This window comes from Bradyrhizobium genosp. P, assembly GCF_049949265.1.
Taxonomy (GTDB): domain Bacteria; phylum Pseudomonadota; class Alphaproteobacteria; order Rhizobiales; family Xanthobacteraceae; genus Bradyrhizobium.
In genome coordinates this window covers 1756809-1771937 of the sequence record NZ_CP188195.1, presented here as the reverse complement: position 1 = coordinate 1771937, position 15129 = coordinate 1756809, and the positions used below count along the sequence as shown (strand labels likewise).

Annotated in this window: 16 protein-coding genes and 2 pseudogenes; 8 read left to right on the top strand and 10 right to left on the bottom strand. The window is 58.8% G+C overall.

What is annotated here, in order from left to right; translation table 11 throughout:
• Positions 1-243 precede the first annotated feature (243 nt).
• The 4 genes from ACP2YO_RS08625 to ACP2YO_RS08610 form a co-directional block, all read right to left on the bottom strand.
• The gene (locus tag ACP2YO_RS08625; protein ID WP_426440476.1) at positions 244-723 is read right to left on the bottom strand and encodes a DoxX family protein; all 480 of its coding nucleotides are present in this window, start codon (positions 721-723) and stop codon (positions 244-246) included.
• Between the two features lie 19 nt (positions 724-742).
• Entirely contained in the window at positions 743-1498 is a 756-nt protein-coding gene (locus ACP2YO_RS08620) for a DNA-binding domain-containing protein (RefSeq protein WP_426440475.1), read from the bottom strand.
• Positions 1499-1507: 9 nt separating this feature from the next.
• Positions 1508-2362: a DUF692 domain-containing protein gene (locus ACP2YO_RS08615; RefSeq protein ID WP_426443105.1), complete on the bottom strand. Its 855-nt coding sequence runs from the start codon at positions 2360-2362 to the stop codon at positions 1508-1510.
• 68 nt (positions 2363-2430) lie between these two features.
• Positions 2431-2706, bottom strand: coding sequence for a DUF2282 domain-containing protein (locus ACP2YO_RS08610; RefSeq protein WP_426440474.1), 276 nt, complete (start codon positions 2704-2706; stop codon positions 2431-2433).
• Positions 2707-3269: 563 nt separating this feature from the next.
• Here ACP2YO_RS08610 and ACP2YO_RS08605 point away from each other — a divergent pair.
• Positions 3270-4823, top strand: coding sequence for an MBL fold metallo-hydrolase (locus ACP2YO_RS08605; protein WP_426440473.1), 1554 nt, complete (start codon positions 3270-3272; stop codon positions 4821-4823).
• On the opposite strand, the pseudogene ACP2YO_RS08600 reads toward ACP2YO_RS08605, so the two are convergent.
• Positions 4807-5082: pseudogene (locus ACP2YO_RS08600) on the bottom strand (hypothetical protein); the annotation flags it as partial. The gene ACP2YO_RS08605 and the pseudogene ACP2YO_RS08600 sit on opposite strands and share 17 nt — an antisense overlap.
• Before the next feature lie 400 nt (positions 5083-5482).
• Here ACP2YO_RS08600 and ACP2YO_RS08595 point away from each other — a divergent pair.
• Positions 5483-5743, top strand: coding sequence for a hypothetical protein (locus ACP2YO_RS08595; RefSeq protein WP_426440472.1), 261 nt, complete (start codon positions 5483-5485; stop codon positions 5741-5743).
• A gap of 113 nt (positions 5744-5856) precedes the next feature.
• Here the strand turns inward: ACP2YO_RS08595 and ACP2YO_RS08590 are convergent, their stop codons facing one another.
• Positions 5857-6120, bottom strand: a complete 264-nt coding sequence (locus ACP2YO_RS08590; RefSeq protein WP_426440471.1) for a hypothetical protein — start codon at positions 6118-6120, stop codon at positions 5857-5859.
• Between the two features lie 162 nt (positions 6121-6282).
• Between ACP2YO_RS08590 and ACP2YO_RS08585 the strand changes: the two are divergent.
• The 5 genes and pseudogenes from ACP2YO_RS08585 to ACP2YO_RS08565 all read left to right on the top strand — a co-directional run bounded on the left by ACP2YO_RS08585 (position 6283) and on the right by ACP2YO_RS08565 (position 11498).
• Positions 6283-7058, top strand: a pseudogene (locus ACP2YO_RS08585) (solute symporter family protein).
• Positions 7058-7432 carry a sodium:solute symporter family transporter gene (locus tag ACP2YO_RS08580; RefSeq protein WP_426440470.1) on the top strand — a complete coding sequence of 125 codons (375 nt, stop codon included), beginning with the start codon at positions 7058-7060 and terminating at the stop codon, positions 7430-7432. Before ACP2YO_RS08585 ends, ACP2YO_RS08580 begins: the two are co-directional and overlap by 1 nt.
• Positions 7433-7468: 36 nt before the next feature.
• Positions 7469-8224, top strand: coding sequence for a haloacid dehalogenase type II (locus ACP2YO_RS08575; RefSeq protein ID WP_426440469.1), 756 nt, complete (start codon positions 7469-7471; stop codon positions 8222-8224).
• A gap of 339 nt (positions 8225-8563) precedes the next feature.
• On the top strand, positions 8564-9265 hold the full coding sequence (locus ACP2YO_RS08570) for a DUF1223 domain-containing protein (RefSeq protein WP_426440468.1): 702 nt from the start codon (positions 8564-8566) through the stop codon (positions 9263-9265).
• A 136-nt stretch (positions 9266-9401) separates the two neighbouring features.
• Positions 9402-11498, top strand: a complete 2097-nt coding sequence (locus tag ACP2YO_RS08565; protein ID WP_426440467.1) for a protein-disulfide reductase DsbD family protein — start codon at positions 9402-9404, stop codon at positions 11496-11498.
• An 81-nt stretch (positions 11499-11579) separates the two neighbouring features.
• Here the strand turns inward: ACP2YO_RS08565 and ACP2YO_RS08560 are convergent, their stop codons facing one another.
• The 4 genes from ACP2YO_RS08560 to ACP2YO_RS08545 form a co-directional block, all read right to left on the bottom strand.
• The gene (locus tag ACP2YO_RS08560; protein ID WP_426440466.1) at positions 11580-11936 is read right to left on the bottom strand and encodes a hypothetical protein; all 357 of its coding nucleotides are present in this window, start codon (positions 11934-11936) and stop codon (positions 11580-11582) included.
• A 64-nt stretch (positions 11937-12000) separates the two neighbouring features.
• A complete protein-coding gene (locus ACP2YO_RS08555; protein ID WP_426440465.1) occupies positions 12001-12501 on the bottom strand; it encodes a TetR/AcrR family transcriptional regulator in 501 nt (166 codons plus the stop codon).
• Between the two features lie 276 nt (positions 12502-12777).
• Positions 12778-13335 (bottom strand): sigma-70 family RNA polymerase sigma factor, encoded by a 558-nt coding sequence (locus tag ACP2YO_RS08550; RefSeq protein WP_426443104.1) that lies wholly within the window; start codon positions 13333-13335, stop codon positions 12778-12780.
• A gap of 144 nt (positions 13336-13479) precedes the next feature.
• Positions 13480-14094, bottom strand: coding sequence for a TetR/AcrR family transcriptional regulator (locus tag ACP2YO_RS08545; RefSeq protein WP_426440464.1), 615 nt, complete (start codon positions 14092-14094; stop codon positions 13480-13482).
• Between the two features lie 380 nt (positions 14095-14474).
• Here ACP2YO_RS08545 and ACP2YO_RS08540 point away from each other — a divergent pair, with 380 nt between their 5' ends.
• The gene (locus ACP2YO_RS08540) at positions 14475-15110 is read left to right on the top strand and encodes an NrsF family protein (protein ID WP_426440463.1); all 636 of its coding nucleotides are present in this window, start codon (positions 14475-14477) and stop codon (positions 15108-15110) included.
• Positions 15111-15129: the final 19 nt, after the last annotated feature.

Sequence of the window (15129 nt, the reverse complement as noted above, 5' to 3'; positions counted from 1 at the left end):
TCGCAAACGCAATTAGGTTGTTACGGAACGGTCGCCAAAACTTTTCACCACCCATCACGTTAGCGCGATTGTCGCCGGCAAGAATTGGATCAGCCGGTGACCGTGCTCACCGAGCTTCGAGAGCACCGATTTAGGATAGCGTTGGGTGACGTCGGCACCGGCCATAGCGGTCCCATCAGTGCAACTAAGGTCGACAAGCCCTATCGTTGATTCAATCGAGACAGATCCCAAGCGCTCCGTGGATCAGATGCGGCCGAACTTGCGCGCAACTAGATGATCGAGCGAAAAAATCCCAGGCCCCCGCGCAATCACCACAAGAAAGCAAACGGCCCAAGTGCCATGCGTCGGCCAGGCATCGGGATAGACAAAGATCTCGATAACGAGCGTCATACCGAGCAAGGCGAGAGCGGCAAACCGGCTTGCCAACCCCACGACCAGCAGAATCGGGAAGAAAAGCTCACAAAAAGTGCCAATATGCGCGGCTATCCAAGGGTCAATTATGGGCAATTTGTATTCGGTCTGGAACAAATAGACCGCGTCGCTAGAAACGTGCCAGCCCTCCAGCTTTGTTTGGCCTGATTGCCAGAAGACGGCACCAACCGAAAGGCGGGCGATGAGGGAGATGATGTCGCGAGGGATGCCGCCGAGAACTCCGATCAGGCCGTTGACCTGATCAGATATCGTCCGCAGCGCTCCACTGGGGGTAGTTCGAGCTTGCTCCATCTTGGCCTCCTCGGGGGCGTTACCTCACAGCCGTTACGGCGCCGCTTTGCAGCAGGCCAGCAAGGTTTGCGATAAGATCGAAGTCGTTGGCGTTCGCAAGTGCGGCCTCTACTCCGGCGGCGAGCGTCGAGCCCGACACGAGCGCTGCGAGAAATATCGCGCCACCTGGGGGAAGTCGCTGAACCAGGACTGTGAGATGAGGGCGCGCAATCAAGGCGTCCTCGCCGGTCCAGGGCTCAATCGGCGACAGTCTCATTTCTCCTGAGTTCATCGCCCAGATCGTCACAATTGGATGGACGGAGCGCACGAGCGAAACCGACGGGTGGAAAGCGAAGGTGAGGGTCGGCAGGATATCGGGATCGAGATCCGCAAGAATTGCAGGTTCAAGCGGCGGTATGTCCACGGCGTGATACACCTTGCTGCGGGCCGCTTCGAGCCGCACCACGTCAGGCAGGTAGCCGAGGTCAGCCGCCGGCTGGTATGCATCCACAAAGTCGGCGAAGTCATCACCATAACCAAACAACACTGGGGATTTCGGCGGGTGCTGCGTGATGAACGCCTGCGCCATGGCAACGAAGAACGCTTCCCCGACAAGTTTCTCGGTGACCGGAAAGCGAGACTCAAGTACGCGGCTGAGCCCGGCCCGGAAGTTATTCCGGTAAACGCCAAAGCGGCGTTCGGGACGCGCCAGATTCCACGCGGTCAGACCATCGGGAACCGCTCTGTCGAGGTGGAAGAGTGCATCGGCGAATCGGTGCTGCGTTTCGGTTGACATGGGCGCTGCTCAAGCCGAGACGCGTTCGGTCGCATTATCGAGAATGGCCTGAGCCTCCGCCGCCTCGCGCCGCAGCACGGACCAGTCGGGTACGTCATTATCCCATTCGACGAGGCTCGCAATCCGGCCGGTCTTTGATATCACCTCCACATAAAGCTCCCATACGCCACTCGTCACCGGGGCATCGTGCGAGTCGATCAAGAGAAGCGCACCGGCATCATCTCGGGCCTCCGAATGTCCACTGAGATGGATTTCACCAACAGCTTTGATCGGAAAGCTGGCGAGATATTCGCGCGGGTCAAGCTTATGGTTGACGGCGGCCACGAAGACGTTGTTGACATCGAGCAATAGACCGCAGCCCGTCCGGCGAACGACTTCCGTGAGAAACGAGGTCTCCGGGATCGTGCTCTCTTCGAACAAGAGATAGGTGGCCGGATTCTCAAGCAACATCTGGAGACCAAGAACACTCTGCACCTGGTCAACATGCTCGACGACACGTGCCAGCGTCGCTTCCGTGTAAGGCAGCGGCAGGAGGTCGTTTAGAAAAATGCCGTCATGGCTGGACCACGCGAGATGCTCGGAGAAGCTTTCAGGCTCATACCGCTCGCAGACGCTTTTCAATCGCCGGAGATGGTCCTGGTCTAGCGGCTGCATCGAGCCGATCGACAGGCCAACGCCGTGTACCGACAACGAATAGTCTTCACGCAACCGGCTAAGCTGTGCGTGCGGAGGTCCACCTGCGCCCATATAGTTCTCCGCATGCACCTCGAAGAAACCGATCGGCTGTCGTTCGCAACTGATCGCCGAAAAATGCTCCGGCTTGAATCCGACGCCTGAACGGCAGGGAAGCTGAGATGACTTCAGGACTGCTCTCCTTCGACCATAACCGGAGCGAGGCGCAGCGGTGTGAGTTAGCTGGCGCCTCGATGAGATCACTTACTCGCGGTGAGCGTGCCGTGACCGTTCGGAGTCGTAATGCTTGTGCAGGTGCCTGCCGGTACCAGCCGCCAGGAGTTCTTTTGATAGTCGACCTTCGATGTCGCAGCGCAGGTAGTTCCTGCACCGGCCGCACAGTCATTCTGTCCCTTGAGGGAGACGCCGTAGCATTTCTCCTTGGCGGCATCTTGGGCCGAGGCCGGTGTTGCAATCACCGCTAGGGCAGACACTAGCGAAGTCGCCAAGACCAAGGAAAGCGAACCCCTATCCATAACATTCTCCCTGAAAGTCGAGCCAAGATCGGCTCGCTCCAAGTATTCGGAGGGATCGGTGCCATTGTTACACCTATCACCGCTTTTTCCTCGTCATTTTGAGCAATCTTAACCTTCGGTAACACATCCGTTATCAGACCTGGAATCGCATTTGGCACGTGCGTAACGCGGCGCCCGAAGCGCGAATGAAGCCTGCGCGCCTACCTATCGCGGACCGGCACAGCTCCGCGAAAATATGAGCGGTGTCATCGAAGAATTCACGATCTGGTGATGACTTTAGCTGCGGCTATGCAGTGAGGCCGGGAGTTCGAGACGCTCGCAACCTCGTTGCGGCGCGATACGCATGATTGACTAAAGCAGCAATGACGGGTGAATTTCGCACGCGGAGTGTTTCGCGCCAGGGCGGCGCGCAGGCTTGCGCGACAGATTTTCGACAGGGCGACAGAATCATTCATGACAACCACAATCGGTGAAGCTGCCTGCCATGCGGCCCGCAGTGATTGACAAGGCGCTGCAACGATTTGTATCGGGCAACTAGTCAGACACCCAGTGGAGGAATTGTTATGAAGCGCGATTGGTTGCTTGCATTGGTTGTTGTTGCCGGGGTTTCCACGTCACAAGCTGCGGTCGCGCAGACCGCGCCGCTCGATCTGATCAAACAGGCGGTCTCGGCCGTTGGCGGCGCGGATGCGCTGCGCAACCTCAAACGCATCGCCATCAAAGCTAACGTCGAGCATCGCGAGCCGGAGCAGAGCTATGTGGCGGACGGTGAGCCGCGGTTGACCGCCACGTCGAAGCTGACGATCAGCTGGGACCTCGAAAATGCCTTGGCGCGGACCGAGTGGGATCGCAGTTTGGTCTATCCGTTTCCCGGCCCTGAAAAATACAGTGACGTCCTGACCGCGAAATCGGGATTCACCGCCTCGGAGAAAGGCGAACGGCCAATGTCATCGATTCGGGTTGCTGCTGAGCGGCGTGAGCTCGAGCGCGCCTCGCCGACCATGTTGCTGAAGGCGCTGGCGGCGCCGGAACGCCTCGGCGTATTGAAGGATCAGCCATTCGGTGCCGACAACCTTCCTGCTGTGACGTTCGACGAAGGCTGGACCAAATTCATCATGCTGTTCGATCGCCAGACGCATCTGCCGGCGGCAATCCGAACCATCGACGACGACAATCTGCTCGGCGATGCCATTTACGATGTTGTCTTCACGGACTGGAAGCCGGTCGCGGGCGTGCAGATCGCGCATACCCAGACGCAGCGGTTGGCCGGCGTCGATGTCGGCAAGATCGTTTACACCGAGGTCGCACCAAATCCGACCCTAGCCCCCCAGACGTTCGAGCCCAGCGAGGCCGTGCGAAAGGATCTGAAACCGGCGGCGACCGCGAACGTTCCGTATCAATGGGTGCTGCGCCGCATCACGCTTGCCAGGTTCATCGACAGCGATGCCATCAACTACGACGCGGCGAGCGTCCCCGGATTGAAGTTGGTCGAGATCACTCCGAATGTGCAGCAGGTCCTTAATGGAAGCCACAACAGCCTGATCGTTGCAACGCAAGACTCCCTCGTCGTGTTCGACGCGCCAATCAATGAATGGCAGTCCCATTGGACAATCGCTGCCGCCAAGAAGAAATATCCGGGCAAGCCGGTCAAATATCTTTTCCTCACGCACCACCACAACGACCACACTGGCGGCGTCCGGACCTACGTCGCCGAAGGTGCTACCGTCATCGTGGGCTCTCCGAACAAGGCATATTTCGAAAAGGTGCTCGCGGCACCCCACACCATCAACCCCGATGACCTGCAGAAAAATCCGAAGCCTGGCAGCATCATTGAAGTCGCGGATCAGATGACGTTGGGCAAGGGCGATGATGAAATTCGCTTTTACAGGATCGCCAACCCGCACGCAGAAGGCATGATGATCGGCTATGCCGTACACGACAATGTCGTGTGGGTCACTGATCTTTATTCGCCGACCCGCGACAAGGCCAAGACCCAGGGGGTAATCGCGTTTGACGAAGCTCTCAAGAAATATAACATCAAGCCCTTCATGATTGCAGGTGGCCATGGCGCAATGGCGCCGCCCGCCGAACTTGAAGGAATCATGAACAAGAATTGACGATGCAGCACGGGCGCTTCTTTGGCAGGTTTCCTCGCGTTGGGACGTGAGGATTGGTCTTCAGCAGTGGGAGCATCGCGGAGGTAGCGGCCAAAGGACGAGAATGACGATGGCGTGGCGCACGGCCGGCAGGCTTGGCTGAGGTGGAGGCCCGTCGATTTTTTTTCCGCCCCGCTCTGGCGATGCGGCGGTGCTGCAAGAAGGAGTATGCAATCATCGTCACGAAGGCGTGACGATGATTGCCGTGCCAGGACCGTCCCCAGCGGAGCCGTTGTGGCAATGTAGCGGTTTCTTCAGCTCAGTCGGCGCGTTGCCCGCTTTGAGTATACGGAGCCAGCTCCAAATTGTTAAATGTGACAGAGACATAAGTACGAAGTGTTCCGGCCATCATGCAAGGGCCAAGGTTTCTCCATGACCTCCGGAACCCGTAAGCAGCTGTCGGCGACAGTTGGTGGTCACCGGGGCCTCGCTCGCTCGAAGCAGAAGAGGAAGGCGTCGTCAGCGTCCAGTCGATCATTGAGATTCTGTAATCTAGATGGCTCTGACGTGTAACTAAAGCCAATCGGTTGCGTAGTTCATTTTGATGCGAGTCTGTCGGCCGGCGATCGTGTCGCTAGTTACAGCCCACGCATCTTTGTAACAACTCGTTGGAGGATTCCATGAAGATCACTTCGAAGTCTGGTGCGACAATTGCGGCGGCAGCCGCCACCCTGTTCCTTGCCGGCGCGACCATGACAACGACGGTTGCGTATGCAGCCGGTGAAGGTCACTGCGTCGGTGCGAACGCCTGCAAAGGCCAGAGCGCCTGCAAGGGCGGCAATCACGCCTGCAAGGGCCTGAACGCCTGCAAGGGTCAGGGATTCTCGGAATTGACGAAGGCAAAGTGCGTCGCGGCCAAGGGCAAATTCGAACCGGCCTGACCCCGCCGCGTCCGGAAGTCAGGGCCTGGCTTTTGCTGGGCCCTGCGCCGGCCTCGGCATTCCGACGACTGGCCAGTTTGCCCAAAGCCGCACGAGAGCCGCCCGAACGACATTCAAAGTTTGCGTGCGCGCTTGAGGCTATCGAGCTGTGCAGCGATCGCACCGGGCTCAGTGACCGGATACGAGCAGAAAGTGCTCGTGCACGCAAAGGCGGCGGGACCGCCGGGGTAATCAGGGTAGTCGACGCCGATATTGGCCAGCTTGCCTTCGCGCTTGTCCCACCACTCCGCGCGCTTGTTGACGAGCGGGTAAGCCAGCGCTGCTGTGTAGAGCGCGGTGGAGCGTGGATCGTCCTTTGGCGCCGACGATGGTGACATGCACCGGCTCATTGAGCAGTTCGTCTTCGGCCAGCAACACATCCGGCAGGAAACCGAACGCGTCGAGGATCGGTGGCGAGGTCAGGTAGCCCATGCCAGCTTCGGCAATCCCGTAGCGCCGCGGCATTCCTTGGCTTTACCGGTCTTACCGCGCTCTACGGCATGGACGGCGCATTCTACGCGTTGGGGCCGCTGGTTGCTTTCTGTACGGTGCTGTTCCTGATCGCGGAGCCGATGCGCAACACCGGCAAGTTTACGCTGGGAGACGTGATCCGCGGCCGCATGCATACGCGAACGCCGCGGCTTGCCACCATCGCCGGAACGATCGTCGTCAATTTCGCCTACCTCATGCCGCAGGTGGCGGGTGCCGGCGTACTCATCAAGCTTCTGACAGGCATTTCATACGACTGCTCCATCGTCCTCGTTGGCGTGTCCATGATCGTGTATGTCGGATTTGGCGGCATGATTGCGAGAACCTGGATGCAAATCGTCAAGGCCGCTCTCATGCTCGCGGCCGGCGCCATTATTCTGGTGATGGTGATGGTGATGGCGATGGCGATGGTGAAGTTTAATCCGCTCACGCTGTTTGAGCAGGCCGAAGCGAAGAACGGCAGTAAATATATGCTGCCCGGGAATTACCTGAAGAATCCGTTCGACCAGATATCCTGGGCCTCGGCTATGTGCTTGGCCTCGCCGGACTGCCGCACGTGATGACGCGGTTTTATACCGCCCTGGATGCCAAGACCGCGCGCCGCTCGGTGGTATGGGTCATGTTCCTCGCTGGCTCCTTCTTTGCCGGCACCACATTGTTCGGCCTCGCCGCTGCAACTTTTGTCGGCCAGGATGCGCTCAAGGCGGCAGGCGGAGGCGGCAATCTGACGCTGCCCCTGCTCGCCCAATATCTCGGTGGCGGCAAAGGTACCCGGGCGGCGACCTGATGCTGGCGATCGCGCTCGGCATCCTTGCGCAAGGTGTCAATGTCGCGGTGCTGGTGATCCTCGCGATCTGCATAGCTGCGAGCGCGAGTTTCCCAGTCCTGATGCTCTCGCTGTTCTGGCGACGGTTCAACACTGGCGGCGTCGTCGGCGGCATGACGGTCGGCCTCATCTCCTCCGTCGTGCTGGCGATGATCGGTCCGGCGATACGAGGCGCGGACGCATTGTGGCCGCTGGTCAATCCTACGGTGGTCTCGCTGCCGCTGGGTTTCCTCGGCGCGTATCTCGGAACCGTGCTTGATGGACGCGACATGGACAACGAAAAGCGCTTCGACGCGTTCCTGATACAGGTTCACACCGGCGTCACGCTGGAATAGACCCGCCCCTCACTCCAAAACGGAAGAGACCGCTCTATGATCATCGAAGCTGTTGTGTTCGACGCCTACGGCACCCTCTACGATATCCAGTCGGTCGCCGCGATCACCGATGAAGCATTCCCGGGCTACGGCGAAATCATCACCCAGATCTGGCGGATCAAGCAGCTTGAATATACCTGGATGCGCTCGCTCATGCGCCGCTACGAGGACATCTCGATCATCACACGGGATTCTCTGGTCTACACGCTGAAAATACTGGGGTTGAAGTACAGCGCGCCAATTTTTGAGCGCATTGTGGAAGAGTATGTCCACCTCGATCTCTATGCGGACACAAAGCCGGCGCTAGCCGCCCTGAAAGGTCGCAAGCTGGCGATCCTCTCGAACGGTAGCACCGAGATGCTCAATATGCTGGTGCACAACACCGGCCTGGACACTGTGCTCAATGCCACCATCAGCATCGACTCGAAACGAATCTTCAAGCCGAGCCCCGAGGCCTACACCTTGATCGAATCCAGTCTTGGCGTGCTCCCCGCGGACGTTCTGTTCGTATCGTCAAATCCGTGGGATGCCATCGGCGCGAAGTCATTCGGGCTGAACGTGGCATGGATTGAGCGTGTAACCCCCGAAGCGATAGCGCTTGCATGCCGGAAAAGCGACGTCATCGCACCGCTCACCATGTTCAAGGCAATCAGGATGCAAATGGACGAACTCGGGTTGGAGCCCGATTGGCGGATAGACGTTGGCCGACTTGCCGAGCGTTCTGGCATCATTGAGCTGAACACCTCAACGTGATGGGTCGCTGAGATGCTCCGGCTAAGCGGTTGGCGATGGGGAGCGTGACGAGTTCTTCAGATCATACCAGCATCGGGATGGCCCGCATTTCGACCTCCAGAAGCAATCTGGTTCGACCCATTAAACTTCTGATATTATTCAGTATTTCATGTTAGCTTTCCGCGGATTTTCTCGCACGCAGCCCTGGAGAGCAACCACCGCCTCCACGCAGGTCGGTTTCCGAGGAAATCAGGAATGACCGGCGTTTCGAGCACCGTCAGCGCGACCGGCGACACGAGCCGCGCGTAACAAATCGCCAGCGCCTGCGAATACACGCGGACCCACCGTTGGAGAATCGCCATGTCGCCTCGCTTCATCGTTTCACTTGCATTCATCGCGAGTCTGTCTCCGGTCGCCGCGCTGGCCGCGGACCGACCTGTCGTCGTCGAGTTGTTCACGTCCCAAGGATGCTCGTCCTGCCCGCCCGCGAACGCCCTCCTCAACGAGCTTTCCAAGAGCCGGCACGACATCCTGCCGCTCGCTTTCCACGTCACCTACTGGGACCAGCTGGGTTGGAAGGATCCGTTCTCGCTGCAAGCCGCCACGCAGCGTCAGGATCAATATGGCCGCCGCTTTGGTGACGGATCCTACACACCGGAAATCGTCGTCGATGGTTCAGCCGGCGTGGTCGGTTCGCGCCGTGGCGAAGTGGGGTCCGCTATAGAAAAAGCAAAGCGCGACCGCCAAACCGCTGCGGCGGTCAACGTCACCAAGGACGGCGACGGCGTTTCCATTCAAATCGGCCCCGGCAGCGGCAACGGACGCGTCCTGTTGATTGGTTTTGATCACGAACACACGACCTCGATTGGGCGCGGCGAAAATGGCGGTCGAACGCTGGATGAGTTCAACGTCGTCAGGTCGATCCGCCCGGTCGGCCAATGGTCGGGAACGCCGCTTCGCATCAACGAGAGATTCCCCGAAGGCCAGGATGTCGCGGTCGTGCTGGAAGCGCCGGACGGCCAGATCGTTGGCGCTTCTCGACTGGCGGGCGGCTCAACCTGAGCCTGATATTGTTGCGCGCCAAATGGCTGTGCGAGATCAAGCGTCATTGAGCAAGAGGCAAACCCGTTTCGAGCAAAGCCCGGCTCGAACAACGTCGCTTCGAACACAGTCCTGGCAAACATTGGCTCGACACACCATGATGAGACTTGCCCGCGGTTGCTTCCTCCTCGTGGCGTCTGCCGGCTTTATGCTGTCGACGGCTGGCGGCGCACGCGCCGCCAGCACGGACTGGATGGGGAACAGCCACGCGGCCGTCCGGCTGATAACCGCGAGCAACAATCTTGAAAATGCCGCGACGCTCGATGCCGGACTGGAATTCCGCTTCGCCAAAGGTTGGCACGGCTATTGGCGTACCCCGGGAGATGCGGGCGTTGCCCCGGTAATCGACTGGTCCGCCTCGGACAATATCGAGCGTGGCGAAGTGGCCTGGCCGGCTCCGCACCGCCTGGTCATCGAGGGATTGCAGAACAGCGTCTACGAGAGCCACGTCGTGCTTCCGGTCAAGCTGTTTCTCAGGACAGCCGCCACTCCCGCGCGGATCCATGTGTCGGTCGCCTATGCCGCATGTTCGGAAATCTGCGTACCCTATCAGGCCGAACTTTCCCTGCCCGTGCCGTTGGGACCGGCCGGAAAGTCCACGGAAGCCACGACCATCGATGCGGCCCGAAAAGGAGTGCCCGGCTCGGTCGAGGCCGCCGGCATCGAAATCGTTGGCACGCGAATCGTGGAGACTTCCTCTGGCAAGAAACTTCTTGTTGATTTGCGAAGCGATGGCGTGCCCTTCGAGAGACCCGATCTCTTTGTGGAAGGAACTGGTGATGGAATTCCGGCAGCACCCGAAGTCACGCTCCAGGATGGCGCTCGAGCGGCCCATATGAGCGTCGCTCTCCCCGCTGTGCTGCCGCCCGAACGGCATTTGACCCTGACGCTGACCGACGGAGAGCGGGCGGCCGAACTTCCGCTACCTACCGGCGCAATCGCCGCCGCGCCTCTCGCAGAATTGTTCGTCATTGCGTTGTCGGCTTTGTTCGGTGGGCTTCTCCTCAACCTGATGCCCTGCGTGCTGCCGGTCCTCTCGATCAAGCTGTTCGCGTTCGTCCGGCATGCGGATGGCAACCTGCGCGACGTGCGCTTCGGATCGGCCGCGACGGCCTGCGGCATTGTTGGCAGTTTCATGCTGCTGGCTGTTAGTTTGATCGCCTTGAAATCGTCAGGGGCCGCGCTTGGTTGGGGCATCCAGTTTCAGCAACCCTGGTTCCTGGCAGGCATGGCTGTGCTGACCGTCTTGTTCGCGGCGAGTTTCTTTGAATGGTTTCCGCTCAGCCTTCCCGCCTCCATGATGACGTTTGTGTCCGGTCGTGCACGGGGGCCGATCCTGGAGGCTTTCCTGACCGGTGTGTTCGCGACGTTGCTGGCTACTCCCTGCTCAGCGCCGTTTGTCGGGACAGCCGTCGGGTTCGCATTGGCGCGGGGGCCGTCAGAAATCCTCGCTATCTTCCTCTTTCTCGGCATCGGCATGGCGTTGCCCTTTTTGTTCGCCGCGCTGTTTCCAGGCTGTGTGCGATGGCTGCCTAGACCTGGATCCTGGATGCTCACGCTACGGCGATGCCTCAGCGTCGTGTTGCTGGGGACGGCGGTGTGGCTCGTCTTCGTGCTGTGGAGCACTGCGGGCGTCCGCATCGCAGTCACGACGGCTACCCTGCTGGCAGGTCTGTTTGGCTATCGCGCCCTGATTAATCTATCGGCTGCAAGTCCGATTGGCGATCGCGTGTCGCGCTGGTCCAAGATCGTCACGGCCGGGCTCGTGATTGCACCCATAGCGGTCAGTCTGTCGGTCGCCTCGCCTGTATTGCGGTCCGCCACCGCACAGGGATGGCAGGCCTTCGACCCAGACGCTGTCCCTAGTCTGGTCGCCGACGGCAAAACGGTGTTGGTGGACGTTACGGCCACTTGGTGCCTGACCTGCAAGATCAACGAATTCACGGTGCTCGAAAACGCGGAAGTCCGTTCCCGGCTCGGTCAACCGAATATCGTGCGGATGCGCGCCGACTGGAGCCGGCCTGATCCGTCAATTTCGAATTATCTCAATCGCTTCGCGCGGTACGGAATTCCTTTGAACGTGGTCTACGGACCGGCGCTGGCACAGGGGGAAGCACTTCCTGAACTGCTGACCACCGGTGCTGTCCTGCACGCGCTCGATAAGGCGTCCGCTCGGGCCTCGGCCGAGCGCTAGCCGGGGCGCTCGCTCCGGTCCAAGATGTGTCCGGCCCATGGAGAAGGGCTTTCAGATATCACCTCGCAAGCCACGGGAAGTTCAACGAACTTCGGACTCAGGGCCGTAGTGAGACAACAACCAGATCACGAAAATCAATATTCCTGCGGCGATGAAGAAACCCCGGCCGCCGATGACGAGGGCCGGAACCGCCAGCGCGCCCACAACAAGGACAGGCCCCACCAGCATTTCGACGAAGGCATGAAGCTTCATCGATATGATCTTGACGACGCCAAGCGGCATGTTGGTGAACAAGGTCATAGCCAGATGAATGCCAGCAAGCGCATAGGAGATGATAGCGGCCGTCCCGCTGAAGCCCAACAGGCTAGGCGCCAGGACAAATAATGCGACCGTCAAATAATCCAGGATGCCGTGGGTCGTATCAGAGAGGATTTTCATTCCAGCCTCGTTTGTCGAACTTTTGTGAATTTCAGTTGTCCGGGGTGCTTCCCGATAGGTCAGATCATTGTCGCAAGCATCGCCGCCCGCGTGCTTTTGATGTCGGCATCCGATAACCCGGATTTGGCCAGAACAAGCAGCCTTGCACGCTCGCGACGAGATGCAGGGCGCTGCGTTCAATCTCGACGTTCGATCGTTTCACCCCGCCGGCGGAAGGTAACGAAAGCGCCTTTTTGAATTGTGTTCGGAGAACATCGACGCCAATCCTGAGCTGATCAACAATTTCCTGATCGTCGGCGCCGAGCTCAAGCGCCGTATTGCCGATGAGACAACCACGCCAGCCCGTTGCATTGGGTTCCGCGCTCCTCGCAACGTCCAATATACCGTCAACCAAGGATGCAACGGCGGACTCCGAATCGGGAGCGTTCGCGATCAGACCCGCAAGATGCGTATCCACGGTTCCGAAATACAGGTTCAGGATTCGCAGGAACACATCACGCTTGGAGCCAAACGCATTGTAAAAACTTGCCCGACCGACGTCCATGGAATCGAGCAATTCCGGCATGTTCGTTCTCCCGAACCCGTGCTGCCAGAACGCCGATAGCGCTCCTAGGACGACTTCGTCAGGATCGAACGTCTTGTTCCTCATGACAATATATATTAGATCAACTGGTCTAATATCGCAACTGAAAATGCAATGCCTTATGTTCGGTAGCCTTACCAGCGCTGCGCCGCCGACGTGATCACCGAGAAGTTGGACAGCAGCGCAAATGAGAGTGGCAGTCTACGCATGCTCTCTTCCGCGAGGCCAACCACAATAGGCTGGCTGGTTCTTCCGGATCTATGAAACGTCGGCTTGATAAAGCGCCGCGAGTGACTTCAAGGCACGATGCAAAGCGACACGAACTGCCACTTCCGTCATTTGGAGACGTTCCGCGGTCTCACGAATGCTGGCGCCTTCAACCGATATGGAAGTAACAATCCTACGAGGACGTTCCTTCAAGCCTGACAGTAGCCGGTCGAGATTTTGAGCTCCCAAGGGAGACACAACATTTTGTACTTCAAGTGTGTCGATGACGTTTTCAATCGGGATATCGATACGGCGGCCGCGGCGACGGAATGCGTCGATAACCTTGTTGCGCACTACCGCAGATATCCACGGTCCGATTGGACCACTCCGATCCCACGTCCCGCGCTTGAGATGAATAGCCAAAAGGGCCTCTTGTACAATGTCTTCCGCCTCGGACCATGCAAGGCCAAATTGCATGCAACGGCGAGTAGCGATCGTACGAAGAAACGGGGTCACGGACTCCAGAAACAGACGATACGCCGCGACGTCACCGTTTATCGCCGCACGCATCCAGGTCGCCCAACGGTACTCGCGTGAATTCGATTCCACGCTCATCTTTCTGATTCGAATTACGCTCGTTCGAGCATTTTCATTTCGCGGGCTAAAAGCGAGTACTCCGCTACAACGTCACGACGGAGGAGAATTGCCCCTAAGGCCCCACGATTCGGAATAATTCGGGGGCATTCGCACGGATCAGGCGTGCGCTTGGCGTTTCCGCGGCTTGGGCTCTCCTAGCGCCGCAAAAGCCGGCCGTATGAGACCCTCCAGCAGAGCGCGATTGGGCCGACTGCGCGCAAGAACACGAATGCCAAGCAAGACACCAAGCAGGAGCCGCGCAAGATCTTCTGCTGCTTGCGATCTCGCGATTGTTCCATCCTTCTGCCCAGCGGTCACGCACCGCAAAAAGAAGGCCTCGACCTGCGAAAGAAACTTGGCCACGACGCGCTGAAACTCCGGATCATGCGGCGCGAGTTCGAGAGCGGAATTCACAAGCATGCAGCCACGCCGAAGCTTGTCGCTCAACGAGCGCTCGATAATCTCTTCCAGGAAAGCCTCCAAAGCCTCCCGCGGCGGAAAATTGCCTTCGAAGCGTGTGATGCGTTCGCGGAAGGTCGCATTCAAGTAATGTTCAAGTGAGCGATGGTAGAGGGAACGCTTGCCACCGAACGCGTTGTACAAGCTGGCGCCGGTGATCCCCATGCGATCAGCAAGATCCCGGACCGACGTCGCTTCGTAGCCATATTGCCAGAACTGCTGGACCGCCGCTTCCAGAACGACGTCCTCATCAAATTCCCGTGGTCTGGCCATGATTTTTCCTGTGCGAGATCGGTCACATCGGCGAGCGGTTGTGGCAATATTTTAGATCGGACGGTTTAAAAGGCAACCCGTCAATGAACATTTCCAAGTGGATTGGCAGTCTGTAGCGTTCTGATCCGCTGAAGACTCGGATTTTCCGACAACGAGGATCGAGGGCCCGGTCGCATCGCAAGCTCTCGGGAAATGCCCTTAGAGGTCGCTTGCACCGCCGGCTGCACATCGCACTTCAAAATTAAGGCGGTAGATGTAACTATCGAGCATTCGGAACGAACCTCATGTGCGTGCGGCGCCAATCTGCCGGGGGTGGCGTCCTCCCAATAGGATCGCTGATTCCGCGGGCCGCGAGCGAGAGGACTGTTCTGGAGCGCAACATGAAAACCGAAATGCTCATCGGAGCACTCGTACAGGATTCGTCGGCGGATTGGGATTTTGATCGAACCGTTTGGGTGGCCATGACATCGGGTAGTCTTATTGCCGGAGTCATATTCTTTGTAGGCGTGGGATTTCGACCCGATATCGCTTACGCGACGGAAACCATCCGTTTTCTGTTTAAGTTCGTGGTCACGGTACCGCTGGCTATCGCGGCCATGGCAGCAATGGAACGGGCGGGCAGACCCGGCTCCTCGTTTGGTCTTCCAGGATGGGCCCTCGGTATCTTGCCGCTTATTCTTGGATGCGCCGTTCTGGTTGAACTTATCATGGTGCCGGAATCGCTCTGGACGTCGAGGTTGGTGGGATCCAATGCACGGGTATGCCTCACCTTGATTCCGCTGCTGGCGATGGGTCCGCTGGCCTGCTTTTTAGTGGCGCTTCGACGCGGAGCTCCAACAAGGCCGGGCCTAGCTGGAGCCCTCGCCGGGCTGGCCGCGAGTGGCATCGCCGCAACTTTCTATGCAACAAACTGCATCGACGACAGCCCCCTGTTTGTCGCAACCTGGTATCCCATTGCAACGAGCATGGTGGTGGCGACAGGTTATCTCGCCGGGTGCCAACTTCTCAAATGGTGAGCCGCACAGGTCGTTAATG

What these genes read in the sequence shown, in the direction of transcription:
- ACP2YO_RS08605 (WP_426440473.1), top strand. Translation starts at nt 3,270, where the DNA reads ATGAAGCGCGATTGGTTGCTTGCATTGGTTGTTGTTGCCGGGGTTTCC.
- ACP2YO_RS08590 (WP_426440471.1), bottom strand. Translation starts at nt 6,120, where the DNA reads ATGTCACCATCGTCGGCGCCAAAGGACGATCCACGCTCCACCGCGCTC.
- ACP2YO_RS08540 (WP_426440463.1), top strand. Translation starts at nt 14,475, where the DNA reads ATGAAAACCGAAATGCTCATCGGAGCACTCGTACAGGATTCGTCGGCG.
- ACP2YO_RS08545 (WP_426440464.1), bottom strand. Translation starts at nt 14,094, where the DNA reads ATGGCCAGACCACGGGAATTTGATGAGGACGTCGTTCTGGAAGCGGCG.
- ACP2YO_RS08580 (WP_426440470.1), top strand. Translation starts at nt 7,058, where the DNA reads ATGCTGGCGATCGCGCTCGGCATCCTTGCGCAAGGTGTCAATGTCGCG.
- ACP2YO_RS08575 (WP_426440469.1), top strand. Translation starts at nt 7,469, where the DNA reads ATGATCATCGAAGCTGTTGTGTTCGACGCCTACGGCACCCTCTACGAT.
- ACP2YO_RS08625 (WP_426440476.1), bottom strand. Translation starts at nt 723, where the DNA reads ATGGAGCAAGCTCGAACTACCCCCAGTGGAGCGCTGCGGACGATATCT.
- ACP2YO_RS08565 (WP_426440467.1), top strand. Translation starts at nt 9,402, where the DNA reads ATGATGAGACTTGCCCGCGGTTGCTTCCTCCTCGTGGCGTCTGCCGGC.
- ACP2YO_RS08560 (WP_426440466.1), bottom strand. Translation starts at nt 11,936, where the DNA reads ATGAAAATCCTCTCTGATACGACCCACGGCATCCTGGATTATTTGACG.
- ACP2YO_RS08620 (WP_426440475.1), bottom strand. Translation starts at nt 1,498, where the DNA reads ATGTCAACCGAAACGCAGCACCGATTCGCCGATGCACTCTTCCACCTC.
- ACP2YO_RS08610 (WP_426440474.1), bottom strand. Translation starts at nt 2,706, where the DNA reads ATGGATAGGGGTTCGCTTTCCTTGGTCTTGGCGACTTCGCTAGTGTCT.
- ACP2YO_RS08555 (WP_426440465.1), bottom strand. Translation starts at nt 12,501, where the DNA reads ATGCCGGAATTGCTCGATTCCATGGACGTCGGTCGGGCAAGTTTTTAC.
- ACP2YO_RS08570 (WP_426440468.1), top strand. Translation starts at nt 8,564, where the DNA reads ATGTCGCCTCGCTTCATCGTTTCACTTGCATTCATCGCGAGTCTGTCT.
- ACP2YO_RS08595 (WP_426440472.1), top strand. Translation starts at nt 5,483, where the DNA reads ATGAAGATCACTTCGAAGTCTGGTGCGACAATTGCGGCGGCAGCCGCC.